Origin of the sequence: Mycobacterium sp. (assembly GCF_036490025.1) — a bacterium.
Taxonomy (GTDB): domain Bacteria; phylum Actinomycetota; class Actinomycetes; order Mycobacteriales; family Mycobacteriaceae; genus Mycobacterium.
Window position 1 is genome coordinate 1 of record NZ_DASXEP010000179.1, and the last position, 19,016, is coordinate 19,016.

Here is a 19,016-nt window from a genome sequence, read left to right on the forward strand (position 1 = left end):
CAACCGGCCCGAGGTCCTGATGATTCTCGGCGCCAGCCAGACCCAGGGATACCGGCGCACCGCCCTGCACCCACTCGGTTCGCTGGACGACCACGCCTACGTGCTCTCCGATGCCGGTGCCACGGCGCTGATCATCGACCCCAACCCGATGTTCCTCGAACGGGCCCTGGGCCTGCTGGACAAGGTCGACTCGCTGAAGAAGATCCTGACCATCGGTCCGGTGCCCGAGGAGCTGAAAGACGTCGCGGTCGATCTGTCCGCCGAGGCGGCCAAATACTCCCCGCAGCCAATAGTCGTGGCCGACTTGCCGCCTGACCACATCGGCGGCCTGACGTACACCGGCGGTACGACCGGCAAGCCCAAGGGCGTGATCGGCACCACCGGCAACATCGCCACGATGACGCAGATCCAGCTCGCGGAGTGGGAATGGCCCGAGCACCCCCGGTTCTTGATGTGCACGCCGCTGTCGCATGCCGGTGCGGCGTTCTTCACGCCGACGGTGGTCAAGGGCGGCGAGATGGTGGTGCTGGGCAAGTTCGACCCGGCCGAGGTGTTGAAAGTCATTGAAGGGCAACGTATTACAGCCACGATGCTGGTGCCATCGATGCTGTATGCGCTGATGGACCACCCGGATTCGCACACTCGCGACCTGTCGTCACTGGAGACCGTGTACTACGGCGCCTCGGCAATGAACCCGGTCCGGTTGGCCGAGGCCATCCAGCGGTTCGGCCCGATTTTCGCGCAGTACTACGGCCAGTCCGAGGCACCGATGGCGATCACCTATCTGGCCAAGGGCGACCACGACGAGAAGCGGCTGACGTCATGCGGACGCCCGACGCTGTTCGCGCGGGTGGCGCTGCTCGGCGAGGACGGCAAGCCGGTCCCGCAGGGCGAGCCAGGCGAAATCTGCGTCAGCGGGCCACTTTTGGCCGGCGGCTACTGGCATCTGCCGGAAGCCACCGCCGAGACCTTCAAGGACGGCTGGCTGCACACCGGCGACATGGCCCGCGAGGACGAGGACGGTTTCTACTTCATCGTCGACCGGGTGAAGGACATGATCGTCACCGGCGGCTTCAATGTCTTCCCTCGCGAGGTCGAAGACGTTGTGGCCGAACATCCTTCGATCGCTCAGGTGTGCGTGGTCGGGGCGCCGGACGACAAGTGGGGCGAAGCCGTCACCGCGGTGGTGGTGTTGCGTGAAGACGCGTCCCGCAACGACGACGCGATCGCGGCCATGACGGCCGACATCCAATCGGCGGTCAAGGATCGCAAGGGATCGGTGCAGTCACCCAAGCGGGTGGTGGTCGTCGACGCACTGCCGCTGACCGGGTTGGGCAAGCCGGACAAAAAGGCTGTGCGCGCACGCTTTTGGGAAGGCGCCGGCCGCGCGGTCGGCTGATTCTGGTTGCGCGAGCAGACGTAAAAGCGCCCGCCCGCCCGGGCGTGTCGTGGGCTTTTGCGTCTGCTCGGTGTGGACGACTAGAGCCCGACTCCGCCGACTTTGTCGATGCGGATGTGGGTCACGAATCCGGGCGGCGCATCCTTCGGTGGGAAGACGCTGGGGTCCAGCAGTACCTCCGACAGAGTTTTGAGTAGTTCCGGCGCGCCGCCCTCTTCGATCCGCGCGGTCCCGTCGATCGCGAGATACGGCCGCAGGGCTTTGTTCATGTCCCCAGGCGACGCGATCGTCACCGCGACGCGCGGGTCACGCCGGACGTTGCGGACCTTCTTGTGCTCGGCGAGATGTGCGGTCACCAGCTCGTCGCCGTCGGGCGTGGACCGCAGGGCCACCCAGACAAGCGATACCTGCGGGCTGCCGTCGGGATTCAGCGTGACCAGGGTGGCGTCGGCGCCATTGCCGATCAGTTCACGCGCAGCATCGTTGAGTTTCATGCGGTGTACTACCCCCGAACATGTCAATTGATTCCCGACGTGGCGATGCCGGCGACCAGCAGGTCGAGCAGCCGGCCGGTCTGCTCGGGTGAACCGCTCGCCAGGAAGATGCCGATCAGGCTGGAGACCACATCGTCGGCCGGTACTTCGGAGCGGAGGCTGCCGTCGTCGGCGCCGGCCCGCAGCAGCAGCTCAACGGCGCCGGTGATGCTGGCGAGAGTTTCGTTGGGTTGCATGGCGCCGGAGTCGAACATCGCGTGTAGCGATTCGGCCATGCCGCGCTTGGCCGCCACGAAGCTCGCATAGCGGTCCATCCAGCGGCGCAGCGCCGTCTTGGGCGGATGCCGCTTGAGCATTTGTTCGGCGGCGGCCGCCACGTCGGCGAGTTCGGTCCGATAGATCGCTTCGACGAGACCTTCCCGGGTGGCGAAATGGCGATAGAGCGTGCCGATCCCGACCCCGGCGTCGCGGGCGATCGACTCCAGCGACACCGGCTTCCCGTCGGCGGCGGCGAACGCCGCGGTCGCGGCCTCGAGCAGCTTCTGCCGATTGCGGCGCGCGTCGGATCGAATACCATCAACCAAAACGGAGCCCCCTCCGAATTATGCTACGTTGGGAAGCGGAGGAACCTCCGCATAATTCCAGTGTCTCACGAGTAGGGAGCACCATGACAGACAAGCCAGGCGGCATCGGTCACATCGGCACGAGCACCGTCGCGCGAGTCGGCTACGGCGCGATGCAACTCTTCGAGCCGTCGCCCGACGACGCGGCCGCGGTGCTGCGTCGCGCAATCGAACTCGGGGTCAACCACATCGACACCGCATCGTTCTACGGCCCCGGCGAGGTGAACCGCCGCATCCACGCGGCGCTGGCGCCCTACCCCGACGATCTCGTCATCGTCAGCAAGGTCGGCGCGCGCTACACCGGCGACGAACCGATACCCCTGGCCGCCGCGCAAAAGCCCGCCGAACTGCGCGCCGCGGTCGAAGACGACCTGCGCCAGCTGGGCCTCGACCGCGTGCCGGTGGTGAACCTGCGCCGCATGGACCTGGGGCCGGGCGTGGGCGCCGAAGGCGACCAGCTCGTCGACCTGGATGACCAGCTGGCCGAGATGATCGCGCTGCGCGACGAGGGCAAGATCGGCGGCATCGGGATCAGCAGTGTGCCGCCGGAGATCCTGCAGCGTGCACTGCCCGCGGGCATCGTCTGCGTGCAGAACGCCTACAGCCTGATGGACCGCTCGCAGGAGGAGATGCTTTACGTCTGTAAAGCCGAAGACATCGCGTGGGTGCCGTACTTCCCGCTCGGGTCGGCATTCCCCGGCTTCCCCAAGGCGGCCGACAATCCGGTGGTGATCGATATCGCCGGCGAGCTCGATGTCTTACCGGCACAGGTCGGGCTGGCGTGGCTGCTGGCTCACGCGGCGAACGTGCTGCTGATCGCGGGCACGAAGTCGATCGGCCATCTCGAGGAGAACATCGGCGCGGGCGACATCGTGCTCAGTGCCGACCAGTTGGCGCGCCTGGACGCCGTCACCGCCCCGGGAGCCGACCCGGTGCCGCACGGGATCGAGAGGTTCGTCGAGCAGAGCTGACGAGTACCGTCGCCGTATGAGCGAATCGGTTCGGCCGCCGTGGTGGCTCAAACCGGCCAACAAGCTATTCATCCGAATGTCGCGGCTGGGCCTGAGTTTCGGCGGCGAGAGCCCGGTCGTGTTGACAGTGGCCGGACGCAAATCCGGACGGCAGCGGTCGACCCCGGTCACCCCGATGACCGTCGGCAACCGGGAGTACATCGTCGCGGGGTTTCCCGGCGCCGACTGGGTGGCCAATGTCCGGGCCGCCGGCGAGGCCACGGTGGCCCGCGGCCGCAGTGCCCGACGCGTCAGAATGGTGGAGATGACCGCTGATGAAGCTCGCCCGTTACTGCGGGTGTTCCCCGACGAAGTACCCACCGGCGTCGGTTTCATGAAGCGGGCCGGCCTGGTGACCGAAGGCCGACCTGACGAATTCGAAGCATTGGCCGGCCGCTGCGCGGTCTTTCGACTGGACGGAATTCAATAACCTTGAGCGACAATCCTTTCCACGCTGAATCCTGGAAGCCGGTGGACGGATTCGGCGAGCTGACCGATATCACTTACCACCGTCACGTCGCCCACGCGACCGTGCGGGTCGCGTTCAACAGGCCCGAGGTGCGCAACGCGTTTCGACCGCACACCGTCGACGAGCTCTACCGCGTGCTTGACCATGCCCGCATGTCGCCCGACGTCGGAGTGGTGCTGCTGACCGGAAACGGGCCGTCGCCCAAGGATGGCGGTTGGGCGTTCTGTTCCGGCGGTGATCAACGCATCCGCGGCCGCAGCGGCTACCAGTACGCGGCGGGTGAGACCGCCGACACTGTTGACGCCGCAAGGGCCGGCCGGCTGCACATCCTCGAAGTGCAGCGGTTGATCCGGTTCATGCCCAAGGTGGTGATTTGCCTGGTCAACGGGTGGGCCGCGGGCGGCGGGCACAGCCTGCACGCAGTCTGCGACCTGACCCTGGCCAGCCGCGAGCACGCCCGGTTCAAGCAGACCGACGCCGACGTCGGCAGCTTCGACGGGGGATACGGCAGCGCGTACCTGGCTCGGCAGATCGGCCAGAAGTTCGCCCGGGAGATCTTTTTCCTCGGCCGCCCCTACACCGCCGAGCAGATGCACCAGATGGGCGCGGTCAACGCCGTCATCGAGCACGCCGATCTGGAGTCGGAGGCTATCCAGTGGGCGGCCGAGATCAACGCGAAATCACCTCAGGCGCAACGGATGCTGAAGTACGCCTTCAACCTGCTCGACGACGGGCTGGTGGGCCAGCAGCTGTTCGCCGGTGAGGCCACCCGACTCGCCTACATGACCGACGAGGCCGTCGAAGGCCGCGACGCGTTCCTGGAAAAACGGCCGCCCGATTGGAGCGGCTTCCCGCGCTACTTCTAGTTCATCGAAATCGACCCCAGTGTGCACTAGCGCGAGAGCGCAGCGCACTCACGTCGACCTCGGTGTCGGCAGCCGCTCCCCCTAGACTCCCGACTTGTGAGTAAGAATCCGCTTCGCCGATTAACCGACCAGGTGGTGCTTGCCACCATGCGCCCGCCCATCACGCCACGTCTGTTGTCCCGCCCGGGCGCCAAGCGCATCGAGCTGGCCGGCAAGCGCGTCCTGCTCACCGGGGCCTCATCCGGGATCGGCGAAAGCGCCGCCGAGGAGTTCGCCCGCCACGGCGCCACCGTGGTCGTGGTGGCCCGGCGCCAGGATCTGCTGGACGAGTTGGTCGGCCGTATCACCGAAAGCGGCGGCAACGCGATGGCGATTTCCTGCGACCTGTCGGACCTGGATGCCGTCGATGCGCTGGTCGCCGACGTCGAGCAGCGGCTGGGCGGGGTGGACATCTTGGTCAACAACGCCGGGCGCTCGATCCGCCGGCCGTTGGCCGAGTCGCTGGAGCGCTGGCACGACGTCGACCGGACCATGGTGCTCAACTACTACTCGCCGCTGCGGCTGATCCGCGGCATCGCGCCCGGGATGCTGCAGCGCGGCGACGGACACATCATCAACGTCGCCACCTGGGGAGTGTTCAGCGAGCCGTCGCCGCTGTTCGCGGTGTACAACGCATCCAAGGCCGCGCTATCGGCGGTTAGCCGGGTGATCGAAACCGAGTGGGCGAGAAAGGGTGTGCACTCGACCACGCTGTACTACCCGCTGGTGGCCACCCCGATGATCGCGCCGACCAAGGAGTATCAAGGGTTGCCGGCGCTGACCTCCAAGGAAGCCGCGGACTGGATGATCACCGCCGCGCGCACCCGTCCGGTCCGGATCGCGCCCCGGATGGCCCTTGCCGCGCAGGCAATCGACACCCTGGTTCCAGGACTGGCGACCAACGCGATCCGACGACAGCGCCTTCAACCCAATAACTCCGACACGTGATAGACACGACGGCATGGAGATTCTGGCCAGCCGAATGCTGTTCCGGCCGGTGGATTACCAGCGGTCGCTGAGCTTTTACCGGGATCAGATCGGCTTGGCGATCTTTCGCGACTACGGCGCGGGCACCGTGTTCTTCGCCGGTCAGTCACTGATCGAGCTGGCCAACCACGGCGCGCCGGAGCACTCGGCCGGACCGTTTCCGGGCGCCCTGTGGCTTCAGGTGCGCGATGTGGCTGCAACGCAGGCCGAGCTGGAGAGCAGAGGCGTGACGATCGCCCGCGAGGCCCGCCAAGAACCATGGGGCCTGCACGAGATGCATGTGGTCGATCCCGACGGCGTCCTGCTGATCTTCATCCAGATCCCGGCCGAACATCCGCTGCGCCGCGACACCCGGGGTTAACGCGGTGAGTTCGCGGGTTAACCCCAGACGAACATCTGTCGACTAGTGCGATATACCTTGGTTTAGCAGCTCGGTTCTTTCGACAACGGCGCCTCGCTACCCCCAGAATTAGGCCCGTGAACCTTCAGCTGTTCCTGTTGATCATCGTCGTGATCACCGCCCTCGCATTCGATTTCACGAACGGCTTCCACGACACCGGAAATGCGATGGCCACCTCGATCGCCAGTGGCGCGCTCAAGCCGAAGCAGGCGGTGGCGCTCTCGGCGGTGCTGAACCTCTTGGGAGCGTTCCTGTCCACGGCGGTCGCGGCGACGATCGCCAAGGACCTCGTCAACGGTCACCTGGTCACGCTGCAGCTGGTGTTCGCCGGACTGGTCGGCGGCATCGTCTGGAACTTGATGACCTGGCTGCTGGGTATTCCGTCGAGCTCGTCGCATGCCTTGGTCGGCGGCATCGTGGGTGCGATGATCGCGGCGGCCGGCGGGCACGGGGTGATCTGGACCGGCGTGGTGTCCCGTGTGCTGATCCCGGCTCTGGTGTCGGTGGTGGTGGCCGGGGTGGTCGGCGCGGTCGGCACCTGGCTGGTCTACCGGCTGGACCGCGGCGTCCCAGAAGAGCGCAGCGAGACCGCTTTCCGCCGCGGACAGATCTTCTCGGCCTCACTCGTTTCGCTGGCTCACGGCACCAACGACGCGCAGAAGACAATGGGCGTGATCTTCCTGGCGCTGATCTCCTACGGCGCCATCAGCCGGACAGAAACCCTGCCGCCGTTCTGGGTCATCCTGGCCTGCGCATGCGCAATGGCATTGGGCACCTACACCGGCGGTTGGCGGATCATCCGCACCATGGGCAAGGGACTCGTGGAGATCAAGTCGCCGCAGGGGATGGCGGCCGAATCGTCTTCGGCCGTAATCATTTTGCTGTCCGCTCAGTTCGGGTACGCGCTGTCCACCACTCAGGTGGTCACCGGATCCGTGCTCGGTAGCGGGGTCGGCAAGCCCGGTGCGGAGGTGCGCTGGGGGGTTGCCGGTCGGATGGCGACCGCCTGGCTGATCACGCTGCCCGCGGCAGGTTTCGTCGGTGCCATCACCTACTGGGTGACACACGGGATTGGCGGCTACGCCGGCGCGATCATCGGCTTCCTCATGCTGGCAACGGTGGCCACGGCCATCTACCTGCAGTCGCGCAAGACGAAGGTCGACCACAGCAACGTCAACGCCGAGTGGAAGGGTGACCTGACCGCCGGGCTCGATGAGGCCGACGTCACGGCGGTTACCGCCGGAACTCCGGTCACGAACGGCGAGGTTCACAGTTCCGCTCCGCACGCCGAGGCAAAGAAAGCAGGGATGCCATGAGCCACTGGTTCAATTACCAGGCCTCGCTGAAGATCCTGATCTTCGGTCTGCTCCTCGGTAGCGGACTGCCTGCGCTGTTCGCCCTCGCGGTGCGGGCGGGTGCCGCGGGCGCCGGCGTGCACGGTCCCGACGGCGCAGCCGTGGCGCAGAAGAACCCTGCACTGACCGCTCTTAGCTGGGCGCTGTATGGGCTGGCACTGGGCGCGGTCGCCCTCGGCGTGTTGTACGTCGCCCGGGAGTTCATCGGGGCGCATACCGGTCTGTACATGCTCGGAGCCAAGCCCGCGTAGCATCCGAAGTTAATCTCTATTGAGGCTTAGCGACGGCCCAGCGGGGGAAGTTGACACACTGTGAACCGATTCCTGTCCTCGGTGGTCGCCTGGCTGCGCGCGGGGTACCCGGAAGGAATTCCGCCGACTGACTACGTCTCGGTGCTAGCCCTGCTGTCCCGCCGGCTGAGCAACGACGAGGTCAAAGTGGTGACCCACGAATTGATGCAGCGCAGCGATTTCGATCAGGTCGACATCGGTGTGCTGATCACCCAGATCACCGACGAACTGCCGTCGCCGGAGGACATCGAGCGGGTGCGGGCACGACTGGCCGCCCAGGGTTGGCCGTTGGACGACGCCCGCGACGGCGAGGAGGCCGGATAACCGTCCTGCGGTCATTCGCCGTGGCGCAGGGCTCCTCGGCGCACCCTTTGCTCGCCGCACTCCAGCAGGTCCTGCACGGCCGGGCCCCCGCGCTGGTCCCGGTGCCGGACGGTGTCGATCGCGCAGTGTTGTCGGCGCTACGGGTGGGCGAAGCCATTGACGACGACGTCGCCCTGGTGGTGACGACGTCGGGAACCACCGGCGCGCCCAAAGGCGCACTGCTCACTGCCGACGCCCTGACCGCCAGCGCGGTGGCCACCCACGATCGGCTGGGTGGGCCGGGCCACTGGTTGCTGGCGTTGCCGCCGTATCACATTGCCGGCGTGCAGGTGCTGGTGCGCAGTCTGCTGGCCGATACCGTCCCGGTCGAGCTGGACGTCTCGACGGGCTTCGATGTCAAGCAATTGCGTTCTGCCGTCGACGAACTCGACGCGGGACGACGTTACACGGCGTTGGTTGCCACGCAGCTGGCCAAGGCACTCGACGATCCGGCCGCCAAGGCCGCACTGGCCGACCTGGACGCCGTGCTGATCGGCGGCGGCCCGGCCCCGCTGGCCGTCCTGGACGCCGCGGCGAGCGCCGGTGTCAACGTGGTTCGCACCTACGGCATGAGCGAGACCGCCGGCGGCTGTGTCTACGACGGCGTCCCGCTCGACGACGTCAAGGTGCGGGTGGCTGCCGACGGCCGGATCGCGCTCGGCGGCCCGACGCTGGCCAAGGGCTATCGCAATCCACCAGACCCCGACCCGTTCGACGAACCCGGCTGGTTTCGCACCGACGACATTGGCGCCCTTGACGATTCGGGTGTGCTCAGCGTGCTCGGCCGCGTCGACGACGCGATCAGCACTGGCGGGTTGACGGTATTGCCGCAGCTGGTCGAGGCGGCGCTGCGGACTCATCCCGCGGTGGCCGACTGCGCGGTGTTCGGGCTGGCCGACGAGCGGCTGGGCCAGCGGGTGGTCGCCGCCGTCGTGGTGGCCAACGAGTGCGACGCACCATCCCTCGACACGCTGCGCACACACGTGATACGCACCCTGGACCACACCGCCGCGCCCCGCGAGCTGCACATCGTGGACGCGCTGCCGATGCGCGGCATCGGCAAGGTGGACCGGTCGGCGTTGGTCCGGATAGCCGGAAAGAGCTTCTCCTAGCGACTCTTATGCGCCGAGCTGCGCGCACCGGATGACATAATGCCCTGGTGAACCGGCCCGACGTCATCGAGTGTTCGATTTCGATCGGGATTTTGAGCAACGGACGAGAAAATGCATCGCCACATCATTGTCAGCGGTGACGATGCGCTGGCCACCACCATCGCCGACGAACTGAAAAACTCCGGCGCGACGGTTGTCAGGCTAACCAACACCGAGTCATCCGAGGCCGGCGTCGCGCGCGAGCTCACCCTGGCCGAGGTCTCTCATGCAATTGCTGTCGTCTGCGCCGGCGACGACGATGCAAGGAATCTCGAAATCGCTTTGCTGGCAAGGAAAGCCAACCCGAACGTGCGGGTGGTGTCACGGGTCGCCAACGACGTGCTGCGCGAAGCGGTTGCCAACGACAACGGCCCCGGTGCGATCCTTGACGTTGCCGATATCGCCGCGCCGGCGGTGGTCGAAGCCTGCCTGGCTCAAACCACCCACGATTTCGATGCCGCCGGAATGACGTTCGTCGTCTCGGGCAAGACCGCGTCCCGCGAGGCGACACTGCGCGAACTCTATGGCGATCTGGCGCCCGTGGCGGTCATCCACGGCGAAGACTCACCCGCCCGCGGTGAGCTGGAGATTTGCCCCGGCCGCGATCAGCGGGTGCACGCCGGCGACAGGACGATGATGATCGGCACCGCCGACGAGTTGGCCGCCCAGGGCATCAGAATCCCCCGCTCGACGCGGACACGAATGCGCCGGCCGTTTCTCCGGCGAGTGGTCGACACCGTCCGCGGCGTGATCAACGACTTCAATCCGACGTTCTATCCGGTCGTCGCCGCCACGTTGCTCGTCCTGATCAGTGCCACGTTCGTGTTGCGTTTCGGGTACCGCCCACCGCCCAAAATGACCTTTGTCGACGCGTTCTACTTCACCGTCGAAACGATGACCACCACCGGCTACGGCGACTTCAGCTTCGTGAACCAGCCCACCTGGCTGCGCACGTTCTCCACAATATTGATGTTTAGCGGGGTGACCACCACCGCGTTGCTGGTCTCGTTCGTCGCGGACGTATTGCTCTCTCGCCGTTTCGTTTTCGCTTCAGCCCGCCCGCGCGTCGGGCATCTGCGCAACCACATCGTCGTTGTCGGGCTCAGCGGACTCGGCATGCGAGTGGTCCGCGAGCTCGCCGCTGCCGGACACGACGTCGCGGTAGTCGAACGCGACGAAGACAACCGCTTTCTGTCGGCGGTGCGCGACCTCGACGTGCCGGTGATCTTCGGCGACGCCACGTTGCGTCAGACACTGCAGACGGCGCGGGTCGATCGCGCGCGGGCGGTGGCGGTGCTGACCCGCGACGACATGATCAACATCGAAACCGGCATCGTGCTGACCGAGATGCTGGGCAAGAGGACGGCGACCAGGGAGCACTGGACCGATATTCCGCTGGTGCTGCGCGTTTACGACCGCACGCTGGGCTTCGCGGTGGCGCAACGGTTTGGATTCGAGAATGTGCGCTCCACCGTCGAACTCGCCGTGCCGTGGTTCATCGGCGCAGCGATCGGGCTGCAGGTGCTGGGCACCTTCTCGGTGGGCCAGAGCTCGTTTGTGGTCGGCGGAATGCAGGTAGCGGCCGGCAGCGAGCTCGACGGAATGCGCATGTTCGAAATGTCCACCCAGGCCCGGGTCATCGCGATCACGACCTCCAACGGGCTGGTCAAGCTGCATCCCCGCCGCGACGCGCGGTTGCACGCCGACGACACCGTCTACCTGGTCGGGCCCTACCGCGAACTGATCGACACGCTGCGCAAGGGGCGTCCGCCCCGCGAACCCGGTACCGACGACGAGCGCAAGCGCGAAGCCAAGACCGGCTGAGCTCTCAGCGCTCGTCGACCGGAAGCGGTACGCCGGTGTGCGACAGACACGCGGTGCAGGTGTGCTCGGCGCCGACCCGGCCGATCGCAGCCCGCACGAGATTTTTGAACGGCTCGATGTTCTTCGCGAATTCGCTGATCACCTCGTCGACCTTGACCCCGCCGCCCGCGGCGATCCCGGCGTCCAAGTCCGTCACCAAAGCTATTGCCGCGTAGCAGATTTCGAGCTCGCGAGCCAGCACGGCCTCCGGATAGCCGGTCATGTTGATCAGAGTGAAGCCCGCGGCGGCGAACCATTGGCTCTCCGCCCGGGTGGAAAACCGCGGGCCCTCGATGACGACCATCGTGCCGCCGTCGACCACCTCGGGCAGTCCGGTCACCGCCGAACGCAACGTCGGGCAGTAGGGATCGCCGAACGACACGTGCGCGGCACCGGTGTCGAAGTAGGTATCGGCGCGACGACGGGTACGGTCCACCAGTTGATCGGGCACCACGATGGCACCCGGACCGTGGTCGGTTGTCAGGCTGCCGACCGCGCACGGGGCGAGGACCTGACGTACCCCCAACGCGTGCAGTGCCCACATGTTGGCCCGGTAGGGCACGTTGTGCGCCGGATACCGGTGGTCGGCGCCGTGCCGGGGCAGGAATGCCACCTCGTGCTCCCCGATCGAGCCGACCGTGATCGCGGCGCTGGGTTCGCCGTACGGAGTGTCCAGGTTGACGCTGCGCGCGGCCGAGTCGAAGAAGGTGTAGAAGCCGCTGCCGCCGATCACTCCGAGCATCTACGCCGCTCCTCCTCATCGCTCCGCTCTGCATCGTCGCCGGCGGGCATGTCAGCCATTGTCGTGCACGCCGCATGGAACGATTGACGGGTGGCCAGTTTTGCGCAGTGGATCGCCGGCGCGCGACCGAGAACACTTCCCAACGCCGTCGCACCGGTGATCGCGGGCACCGGCGGCGCCGCCTGGCTGCACGGCGCCGTCTGGTGGAAGGCCCTGCTGGCACTGGTGGTCGCGGTGGCCCTGATCATCGGGGTCAACTTCGCCAACGACTACTCCGACGGCATCCGCGGCACCGACGACAACCGGGCCGGCCCGTTGCGGCTGGTGGGCTCGCGACTGGCGGCACCGCGGTCGGTGCTGACGGTGGCGGTGGCCAGCCTCGCCGTCGGCGCGGTTGCCGGGTTGGCAGTCGCGCTGACCAGTGCGCCATGGCTGATCGCGGTCGGCGCGTTATGCATCGCCGGGGCCTGGCTGTACACCGGAGGCTCGAAACCCTACGGCTACGCGGGTTTTGGTGAAGTCGCGGTGTTTGTGTTCTTCGGTCTGGTCGCAGTACTGGGCACCCAGTACACCCAAGCGTTGCGGGTCGACTGGGTGGGCCTGGTGTTGGCGGTGACGACGGGGGCGCTGTCGTCGGCGGTGTTGGTGGCCAACAACTTACGAGATATCCCGACCGACGCCGAGTCCGGCAAGCTCACGTTGGCGGTGCGCCTGGGCGACAACCGGACACGCATCCTGTACCAGGCGTTGCTGGCCGGCGCCGCCGTGTTGACCCTGACGCTGACTGTGGCCACCCCGTGGTGTGCAACCGGATTGGTGGCCGCACCGTTGGCAGCACGGGCCGCAGCCCCGGTGCGCTCCAAGCGAATCGGCGCCGAGCTGATCCCGGTGCTGCGCGATACCGGCCTGACGATGCTGGTCTGGTCGATCGCGGTGGCCGCCGCCTTGGCGCTGACGGGCTGACCTGCTTTCGACTGTGCGCTCAGGGCTTCCAGCGTGCACACCGGGCGGAGGCCGTCGGCGTGTCGTCGCCGCCGATGCACACTCGATCAGAAGCCACGATTCTCGAACAAACCACGTCAGTCGCCGGGTGGCTCCTCACCACGCAGCCTGGCCCGCAGGTGCTCGCGATCGCGGCGACGGCGTTCAGTGGCTGTGTCGATGCCGGCGGTGGCCCGGCGCCGCAACGGCCCGAACAGCCATATGCCCAGCGGCATCGCAATGATGAGAGCGAACAACAACGCGACGACGATCGGAAACTCACGCACGCCGAGCCCTCGGCCGGTCCAATAGATCACCGCGGTGATTGCGACGACCAATGCCAGGCGGGCCGCCACATAAAGTAGGACGCTGACGACCGCGCGGCCGGCAGGGCTCTGTCGGTTTGACACAATGCGAGCCTAGGTCGCCGCGTATATTCAGACCAAGGAGGTGTTGAGTGCTGTACCTGCTCCTGGTCTTGATCCTCGGAACTTCGATCTACGTCGGCTGGCGCGCGGTCCGTTCACAGGTCAACCGCCCGAAGAGCCGCGTCATCGGACCCGACGACGATCCGGACTTCCTGTGGCGGCTGGGCCACGGTGACAACAACCCGCGTTAGCACATTGATGGCCCTGCTCCTCCCCGGGCCGTTTCGGCCCGAATCGTCACAGGGTTAGATGAAGTGCTCGTTGGCCCGACGCTGATCACTCGGAAAGCCGTCGGCGACAACGGCTGCCAGCTCGATGAGCGCTTCGCGGGTATCCCGCCTCAGCCGGTTCAAGTCGATTTCGGCGCCTTCCTCGAGATGCGGGTCGAACGGCACCAAACGCACTGCGCGGCAACGCCGCGAGAAGTGATCCACGACTTTCTGCATGTCGACCTTGCCCGACCGCGGGCGCACCGCGTTGATCACCGCGATCGAATTGCTGACCAGATCTTCGTGGCCGTGCGCATCGAGCCAGTCCAGTGTGGCTGAGGCGCTGCGCGCGCCGTCGATCGAACTCGAGCTCACCACCACCAGCGCGTCGGCCTTCTCCAGCACCGACGTCATCGCGGAATGCAAAAGGCCCGTCCCGCAGTCGGTGAGCACCAGGCCGTAGAAGCGCTCGAGGATCTCCAGCGTCTGCGCATAATCGTCGGCGCTGAATGCCTCCGACATGGCCGGATCGCTTTCCGACGCAAGCACTTCCAGCCGGCTGGGGCCCTGGGAGGTGTAGCTGCGGACATCGCTGTAACGGTCGATGCCCTCGGCGTCACGCAGCAGGTGCCGAACCGTGGCCGGCGTCTCCAGCGGCACCTTTTGACTCAGCGTGCCGCGGTCGGGGTTGGCGTCCACAGCCACCACCCGGTCGCCGCGGATAGACGCGAAGGTCGCCCCCAGCGTGGCGGTGATGGTGGTCTTGCCGACGCCGCCCTTCAGCGACAGCATCGCGATGCGATAGCAGCCCCGCAGCGGCCTGTTCACCTGGACAGTCAGGTCGTTGTACCGCATCACCCGCGGGCTTTCGCCGACGTTGATCAGCTGTCCCGACAGCCGGAACAGCCACCGGCGCCAACCCTCCGTCGGCGGCGGCTTGACCTGGCGCAGCAGCGTGCTGGTGGACAACTCCGGATACCGCTGCGGTGGCAACGCGGGCTGCGAATGCCCCGGGTCGGACGACGGGGGCGCCGGCGGTCCGCCGTAGTTGCCGTAGACCCGCCGAGGCGACTCGACGACCCGCGGTAGTCCTTGGTACGGCGTGTTGGCCCATGCCCGCGGTTCGACGCGGGTTTCCGGCATCGGTGCGTTCTGCGTCGCTCCCTCGCTGAACCGGCGCTCGGTCCGGAACCCGGCAAACGCTCGGGTCGCCGGCTCCGGGGGCGGCGACGGCGGCAGCTCGGACGTCGGCTGATCTCCGTGATCGCCGGCATTCGCGTCGTGCGTCGGATGCTGAGACACGTAAAACACCCCCTCGTTGCAACACTCGGGTCGCTGGTCGTCGAACAGTGCTCTTAACCGAACATATCGCAGCGCCGACCGCGACCCTCTGACCTGGGGTTACCCGACCCCGGCGTAGGAGTGCAGGCCAACGGTCACCAAATTGACGAAGAACAGGTTGAACACCATGGCCACGAAACCGACCACGTTGATCCAGGCCGCTTTCCTGTCCCGCCAGCCCGCCGTCGACCGGGCGTGCAGGTAGGCGGCGTAAACCACCCATGCGATGAACGCCACCGTCTCCTTGGGGTCCCAGCCCCAGTAGCGGCCCCAGGCCTCTTCGGCCCAGATCGCACCGAAGATCACCCCGAAACCGAACACCGGGAACGCGAAGATCGTGGTCCGGTATGCGATCCGATCCAGCGTCTGCGCGTCTGGCAGCCGTTGGACCAGCTGAGCAAGCCTGCCCGGAGTGTCCGGTTCGGCGAGCCGAGAGGTCCGCACCAGGAACAGCATGCTGGCCACGCCGGCGACCAAAAACACCCCCGAGCCCAGGCTGACCACCGACACGTGGATCGGCAGCCAGTACGACTGCAGCGCCGGCATCACCGGAGCGGCGTTGGTGTAGAGCCAGCGACCGGACACCGTCAGCAAAATGAGCACCGGCAGCAGCAGGAAGACCCACAACGGACGGTATTGCGGCCGCCGCAACATGATCGCGCCGGCGGCCAGCCCGCAAAAGCAGGTCAGGTTGATGAACTCGTACATGTTGCCCCACGGCACCCGCTGCGTGGCCAAACCGCGCAGCACGATGCACAGAAGCAACAGCCCGATTCCGGCGTACACCAGGATCAGCCCGGCCCGCCCGACGCGCTCGTCGAACGGCCGTCGCGGGGCATCGGCCACGACACCGGGGGTCACGCTGTTCGCGCCCACGCCGACCAGTTCTCGGTCGGTTTTGCGGCTGCGCGTGTAGGCAAGTTCGACGGCCAGCAGCAACAACGCGACCACCAGGATCACCACCGCGGACGTGAACGCCCAATCGGAGTTGCGCGCCAAGCCGATGTGAACGTGCGTCGTGTTCACTGGGTGCTCCTTCCGGTCGCGACCGGCTCGGCCGGCGACGCTGGTAGCCCGTCCTGCAGCCTGCCGACGAGGCGCTCGAATTCGTCACCCCAACCCGCGTTGTCGGTCCGCGCCAAAGCGCCTACCTGGACGTTCACCGTACCGGGCGTGACCGTCACCAGGCGAACCCAGACCCGCCGTCGACGCACCAGCAGCGACACCACCAGCCCCGCCATCATCGCGATCGCGGACACCAGCACCCAGATCTGGCCCGGGTCATGGGAGACCTGCAGGTTGACGAACGGCACGGCGCCGTCGAAACGCACGACGGCGCCCGCCGCCGGGCCCTGCTCGATCCGCACCTGGTCGCCGACGCGCAGGTTGACCCGCGTGACCCGGTTGAGCCGGTGCTGGTCGATGAGATGCGGATCCAGCGAGTACAGCGACTGCGGCCGTCCGGTGTCCAGCCCGGTGTCACCGGAATAGATGTCGACGGCGACCGCCGGGGCATTCAGCGCGGGAAAGCTCGACGACAGCAAGGTGCCCTCGAGTTGTTCGGTCGGCGCCAGCAGACCTTGGATGGCGATCTGGTGTTGGCGGCGTTCGGCGGCGTCCGGGTACGACCCGGCGGGCGGGTCGATGCGGGCGACACCCGAGGACAGCAGTGTGCGGGGATTGTCCGGCCGCCACTGCACCGTCGAAGTACGCGTCTGCCCGTCGGGGAAGATCACGCTGAACGTCGGCGCGTAGCCGTGGCCCTGCAAGTAGACGCGGTCGCCGCCGACTCGCAGCGGATGGTTGACCTCGAGCCGGTAGGGCCGCCAACTACCGCCGGCGAGATCGCGGCCGGCCTGGTAGTCGATGTCGGCGGCGAACGACGTGGCTTGCCCGGACGGCAGGTAGTGGGCTTTGAAGTCGTTGACGCGCAAGCAGATCGGGTGCAGCGACGTGCCGTCGACGGTGTTGCCGGCCCGGAACGAGTCGAACGCGGCGGGCGACGCCGAGCAAAAGCCGGGGCCGCCGTCGGCGATGACGACTACGTTGCCCTCGTAGCCGAACAGTTTGCCGGCGGCCACCGCCACCAGCAGGCCCAGCAGCGAGAAATGGAATACCAGGTTGCCGAATTCGCGCAGATAGCCCTTCTCGGCGGAGATCTCGATGCCCTCGCCGCGACGGACGACCGTGCGCCAACCGCGCAGGTGGCCGGTCATCGTCGTGGCCACGTCGTCGAGTTCACCGGCGACGGTGGCCTCGGTGTGCTTGGGCAGCCGACTCAGGTTGCGGGGGGCCGGCACCGGCGTTGCCCGCATGCTGCGGGCATGCTCGATCATTCGCGGCGTCAGGCAGCCCAGCAGCGATACGAACAGCAGCGTGTAGATCGCGGTGAACCAGAAGCTGCCAAACACGTTGAATGCCTGCAGTTTATCCAGCCAGGGCCCGAGCTTGGGGTGGGCGACGAGATAGTCGTCGACCTTGCCGGCGTTGAGGCTGCGCTGCGGCAGTAACGCCCCGGGCATCGCTCCCAGCGCCAGCAGGAACAGCAGCACCAGCGCGGTGCCCATCGAGGTCAGCGTGCGCCAGGTGTTACGGGCTTTCTGCGCGAGCAGACGCAGAATCGCACGCGAGAAGGCTTCGCGGTGCGATTCTGCGTCTGCTCGCGGGGTCAAATCGGCAACCTCACGTCGGATACGAACGCGTCGCGCAGCCAGGACACGAAGTCGCTCCACGCACCGCTGACCAGCGCGAGGCCCACGACGATCAGCAGGACGCCACCGAAGATCTGCAAGGCCCTGGTGTGTCGCCGTAGCCAGTCCAGGCCCGCGACGGCCGACGCCGACCCAAAAGCCAACAGCACGAACGGGATTCCCAGCCCGAGGCAGTAGGCGATCACCAACGCGATTCCGCGCGCTACGCTCGCGCCGTCGGTCGCCGAGGCCACCGTGATGACTCCGGCCAGCGTCGGGCCCAGACACGGCGTCCAGCCCAGCGCGAAGACCGCGCCCAGCAGCGGCGCCCCGGCCAGCGTGGACCATTGCCGGGGCGCGAACCGGAGCTGACGTTGCAACGCAGGCACATAACCCACGAACACCAGGCCCATGACGATGGTCAGCACCCCGCCGACCCGTTGCAGCACAAGCTGATTGGCTATCAACGCGGTGGTCATGCCCAGCACCGCCACCGTCCCGAGCAAGAACACCACCGTGAACCCGGCGACGAACAGCGCCGCCGACCCGGTGACCCGCCACCGCGCATGCGGCGGAGCGTTGTCCGCCTCGTCGACACCGACCACGGCGGCCAGATAGGACAGGTAGCCGGGCACCAGCGGCACCACACACGGCGACGCGAACGACACCAGGCCGGCGAGCACGGACACCGCCAGCGCCAGCAAAAGCGGTCCCGCGGCGGCGGTTTCGGCGAAACCGGCGCTCATTGCGGCCCCGGAGCTTGCGGCGCGGCGGGCTCTGCGGCGATCCGTTGCACCACCGGCAGCAGATCCTCGGCAAGCAGTTCGCGCAGGAACACCGCGGCCACTCGGTGGCTGCGGTCAAGTACCAGCGTGGACGGGATCACCGAGGTCGGATACTTGCCGCCGAACGCGATCATGGTGCGCATCGCCGGGTCGTAGATGGACGGGAACGTCACCTTGCGGTCTTTGACGAAGTCCTGGGCCGCCTGCCGGTTGTTGTCGCGCACATCGATTCCCAGCAGCGCCACCCCGTTCGCGCGGGTGGCGTCGTAGACCTGTTGCAGCGCAGCAGCTTCGGCCCGGCATGGCCCGCACCACTGCCCCCAGACATTGATGACGACAACCTTTCCGGCGAAATCGTCGACCGACACCGCGCGGGCCGGGTCCATCAATTCCGGGCCGGAAACGGGTCCCGGCCGGCCGCGGTGGTCGGGCGGGTCGTACAAGATGTCGGTTTTCCCTCCGGGCGAGACGAATTCGAAGATGCCGCCTTGCGCGACCGCGTCGTCTCCGCTGGAGCAGCCGGCCATCAGG

22 protein-coding genes are annotated in these 19,016 nt (G+C 67.0%); 13 read left to right on the forward strand and 9 right to left on the reverse strand.

Annotation, left to right across the window (positions count from 1 at the left end):
* The coding region (gene fadD8 / locus VGG53_RS21020; RefSeq protein ID WP_331520034.1) for a fatty-acid--CoA ligase FadD8 at positions 1–1,399 on the forward strand (1,399 nt) is incomplete at its 5' end.
* An 80-nt stretch (positions 1,400–1,479) separates the two neighbouring features.
* On the opposite strand, the gene VGG53_RS21025 is transcribed toward fadD8, so the two are convergent.
* Positions 1,480–1,893 carry a PPOX class F420-dependent oxidoreductase gene (locus VGG53_RS21025; protein WP_331520035.1) on the reverse strand — a complete coding sequence of 138 codons (414 nt, stop codon included), beginning with the start codon at positions 1,891–1,893 and terminating at the stop codon, positions 1,480–1,482.
* Positions 1,894–1,916: 23 nt separating this feature from the next.
* On the reverse strand, positions 1,917–2,477 hold the full coding sequence (locus tag VGG53_RS21030) for a TetR/AcrR family transcriptional regulator (RefSeq protein WP_331520036.1): 561 nt from the start codon (positions 2,475–2,477) through the stop codon (positions 1,917–1,919).
* A gap of 83 nt (positions 2,478–2,560) precedes the next feature.
* Here VGG53_RS21030 and VGG53_RS21035 point away from each other — a divergent pair, with 83 nt between their 5' ends.
* The 10 genes from VGG53_RS21035 (at position 2,561) to VGG53_RS21080 (ending at position 11,270) form a co-directional block, all read left to right on the forward strand.
* Entirely contained in the window at positions 2,561–3,487 is a 927-nt protein-coding gene (locus tag VGG53_RS21035; protein ID WP_331520037.1) for an aldo/keto reductase, read from the forward strand.
* Positions 3,488–3,503: 16 nt separating this feature from the next.
* Positions 3,504–3,956, forward strand: coding sequence for a nitroreductase family deazaflavin-dependent oxidoreductase (locus VGG53_RS21040; RefSeq protein ID WP_331520038.1), 453 nt, complete (start codon positions 3,504–3,506; stop codon positions 3,954–3,956).
* A 2-nt stretch (positions 3,957–3,958) separates the two neighbouring features.
* The gene (locus tag VGG53_RS21045; RefSeq protein ID WP_331520039.1) at positions 3,959–4,861 is read left to right on the forward strand and encodes a 1,4-dihydroxy-2-naphthoyl-CoA synthase; all 903 of its coding nucleotides are present in this window, start codon (positions 3,959–3,961) and stop codon (positions 4,859–4,861) included.
* A 96-nt stretch (positions 4,862–4,957) separates the two neighbouring features.
* Positions 4,958–5,848, forward strand: a complete 891-nt coding sequence (locus VGG53_RS21050; RefSeq protein ID WP_331520040.1) for an SDR family oxidoreductase — start codon at positions 4,958–4,960, stop codon at positions 5,846–5,848.
* Between the two features lie 13 nt (positions 5,849–5,861).
* Entirely contained in the window at positions 5,862–6,248 is a 387-nt protein-coding gene (locus VGG53_RS21055) for a VOC family protein (protein WP_331520041.1), read from the forward strand.
* 116 nt (positions 6,249–6,364) lie between these two features.
* Positions 6,365–7,603, forward strand: coding sequence for an inorganic phosphate transporter (locus tag VGG53_RS21060; protein WP_331520042.1), 1,239 nt, complete (start codon positions 6,365–6,367; stop codon positions 7,601–7,603).
* Positions 7,600–7,893, forward strand: coding sequence for a hypothetical protein (locus tag VGG53_RS21065; RefSeq protein WP_331520043.1), 294 nt, complete (start codon positions 7,600–7,602; stop codon positions 7,891–7,893). Before VGG53_RS21060 ends, VGG53_RS21065 begins: the two co-directional genes overlap by 4 nt.
* 60 nt (positions 7,894–7,953) lie before the next feature.
* The gene (locus VGG53_RS21070) at positions 7,954–8,256 is read left to right on the forward strand and encodes a DUF3349 domain-containing protein (RefSeq protein WP_331520044.1); all 303 of its coding nucleotides are present in this window, start codon (positions 7,954–7,956) and stop codon (positions 8,254–8,256) included.
* A gap of 47 nt (positions 8,257–8,303) precedes the next feature.
* On the forward strand, positions 8,304–9,407 hold the full coding sequence (gene menE / locus VGG53_RS21075; RefSeq protein WP_414689023.1) for an o-succinylbenzoate--CoA ligase: 1,104 nt from the start codon (positions 8,304–8,306) through the stop codon (positions 9,405–9,407).
* 111 nt (positions 9,408–9,518) lie between these two features.
* Positions 9,519–11,270, forward strand: coding sequence for an NAD-binding protein (locus VGG53_RS21080; protein ID WP_331520046.1), 1,752 nt, complete (start codon positions 9,519–9,521; stop codon positions 11,268–11,270).
* Between the two features lie 4 nt (positions 11,271–11,274).
* Here the strand turns inward: VGG53_RS21080 and VGG53_RS21085 are convergent, their stop codons facing one another.
* Complete coding sequence (locus VGG53_RS21085) at positions 11,275–12,051, reverse strand: S-methyl-5'-thioadenosine phosphorylase (RefSeq protein WP_331520048.1); 777 nt, start codon at positions 12,049–12,051, stop codon at positions 11,275–11,277.
* Positions 12,052–12,141: 90 nt separating this feature from the next.
* Here VGG53_RS21085 and VGG53_RS21090 point away from each other — a divergent pair, with 90 nt between their 5' ends.
* Positions 12,142–13,014, forward strand: a complete 873-nt coding sequence (locus tag VGG53_RS21090) for a 1,4-dihydroxy-2-naphthoate polyprenyltransferase (protein WP_331520050.1) — start codon at positions 12,142–12,144, stop codon at positions 13,012–13,014.
* A 116-nt stretch (positions 13,015–13,130) separates the two neighbouring features.
* Here the strand turns inward: VGG53_RS21090 and VGG53_RS21095 are convergent, their stop codons facing one another.
* On the reverse strand, positions 13,131–13,442 hold the full coding sequence (locus VGG53_RS21095) for a DUF4229 domain-containing protein (protein WP_331520051.1): 312 nt from the start codon (positions 13,440–13,442) through the stop codon (positions 13,131–13,133).
* Between the two features lie 47 nt (positions 13,443–13,489).
* Between VGG53_RS21095 and VGG53_RS21100 the strand changes: the two genes are divergently transcribed.
* Entirely contained in the window at positions 13,490–13,651 is a 162-nt protein-coding gene (locus tag VGG53_RS21100) for a hypothetical protein (protein WP_331520052.1), read from the forward strand.
* A 54-nt stretch (positions 13,652–13,705) separates the two neighbouring features.
* Here the strand turns inward: VGG53_RS21100 and VGG53_RS21105 are convergent, their stop codons facing one another.
* From VGG53_RS21105 to VGG53_RS21125, 5 genes are all read right to left on the reverse strand, one after another.
* Positions 13,706–14,971 (reverse strand): MinD/ParA family protein, encoded by a 1,266-nt coding sequence (locus VGG53_RS21105; RefSeq protein ID WP_331520053.1) that lies wholly within the window; start codon positions 14,969–14,971, stop codon positions 13,706–13,708.
* A 99-nt stretch (positions 14,972–15,070) separates the two neighbouring features.
* A complete protein-coding gene (gene ccsB / locus VGG53_RS21110; protein ID WP_331520054.1) occupies positions 15,071–16,036 on the reverse strand; it encodes a c-type cytochrome biogenesis protein CcsB in 966 nt (321 codons plus the stop codon).
* A complete protein-coding gene (locus tag VGG53_RS21115) occupies positions 16,033–17,577 on the reverse strand; it encodes a cytochrome c biogenesis protein ResB (protein WP_331520076.1) in 1,545 nt (514 codons plus the stop codon). The genes ccsB and VGG53_RS21115 overlap by 4 nt, the downstream gene beginning before the upstream one ends.
* 101 nt (positions 17,578–17,678) lie before the next feature.
* Positions 17,679–18,446: a cytochrome c biogenesis CcdA family protein gene (locus tag VGG53_RS21120; RefSeq protein ID WP_331520055.1), complete on the reverse strand. Its 768-nt coding sequence runs from the start codon at positions 18,444–18,446 to the stop codon at positions 17,679–17,681.
* Entirely contained in the window at positions 18,443–19,012 is a 570-nt protein-coding gene (locus tag VGG53_RS21125) for a TlpA disulfide reductase family protein (protein ID WP_331520077.1), read from the reverse strand. The genes VGG53_RS21120 and VGG53_RS21125 overlap by 4 nt, the downstream gene beginning before the upstream one ends.
* Positions 19,013–19,016: the final 4 nt, after the last annotated feature.

Bases quoted from the DNA above. Each gene is read 5' to 3' on its own strand.
- VGG53_RS21025 (WP_331520035.1), bottom strand. From the start codon at position 1,893: ATGAAACTCAACGATGCTGCGCGTGAACTGATCGGCAATGGCGCCGAC.
- VGG53_RS21035 (WP_331520037.1), top strand. From the start codon at position 2,561: ATGACAGACAAGCCAGGCGGCATCGGTCACATCGGCACGAGCACCGTC.
- VGG53_RS21040 (WP_331520038.1), top strand. From the start codon at position 3,504: ATGAGCGAATCGGTTCGGCCGCCGTGGTGGCTCAAACCGGCCAACAAG.
- VGG53_RS21055 (WP_331520041.1), top strand. From the start codon at position 5,862: ATGGAGATTCTGGCCAGCCGAATGCTGTTCCGGCCGGTGGATTACCAG.
- VGG53_RS21065 (WP_331520043.1), top strand. From the start codon at position 7,600: ATGAGCCACTGGTTCAATTACCAGGCCTCGCTGAAGATCCTGATCTTC.
- VGG53_RS21080 (WP_331520046.1), top strand. From the start codon at position 9,519: ATGCATCGCCACATCATTGTCAGCGGTGACGATGCGCTGGCCACCACC.
- VGG53_RS21085 (WP_331520048.1), bottom strand. From the start codon at position 12,051: ATGCTCGGAGTGATCGGCGGCAGCGGCTTCTACACCTTCTTCGACTCG.
- VGG53_RS21115 (WP_331520076.1), bottom strand. From the start codon at position 17,577: ATGGGCACCGCGCTGGTGCTGCTGTTCCTGCTGGCGCTGGGAGCGATG.
- VGG53_RS21120 (WP_331520055.1), bottom strand. From the start codon at position 18,446: ATGAGCGCCGGTTTCGCCGAAACCGCCGCCGCGGGACCGCTTTTGCTG.
- VGG53_RS21125 (WP_331520077.1), bottom strand. From the start codon at position 19,012: ATGGCCGGCTGCTCCAGCGGAGACGACGCGGTCGCGCAAGGCGGCATC.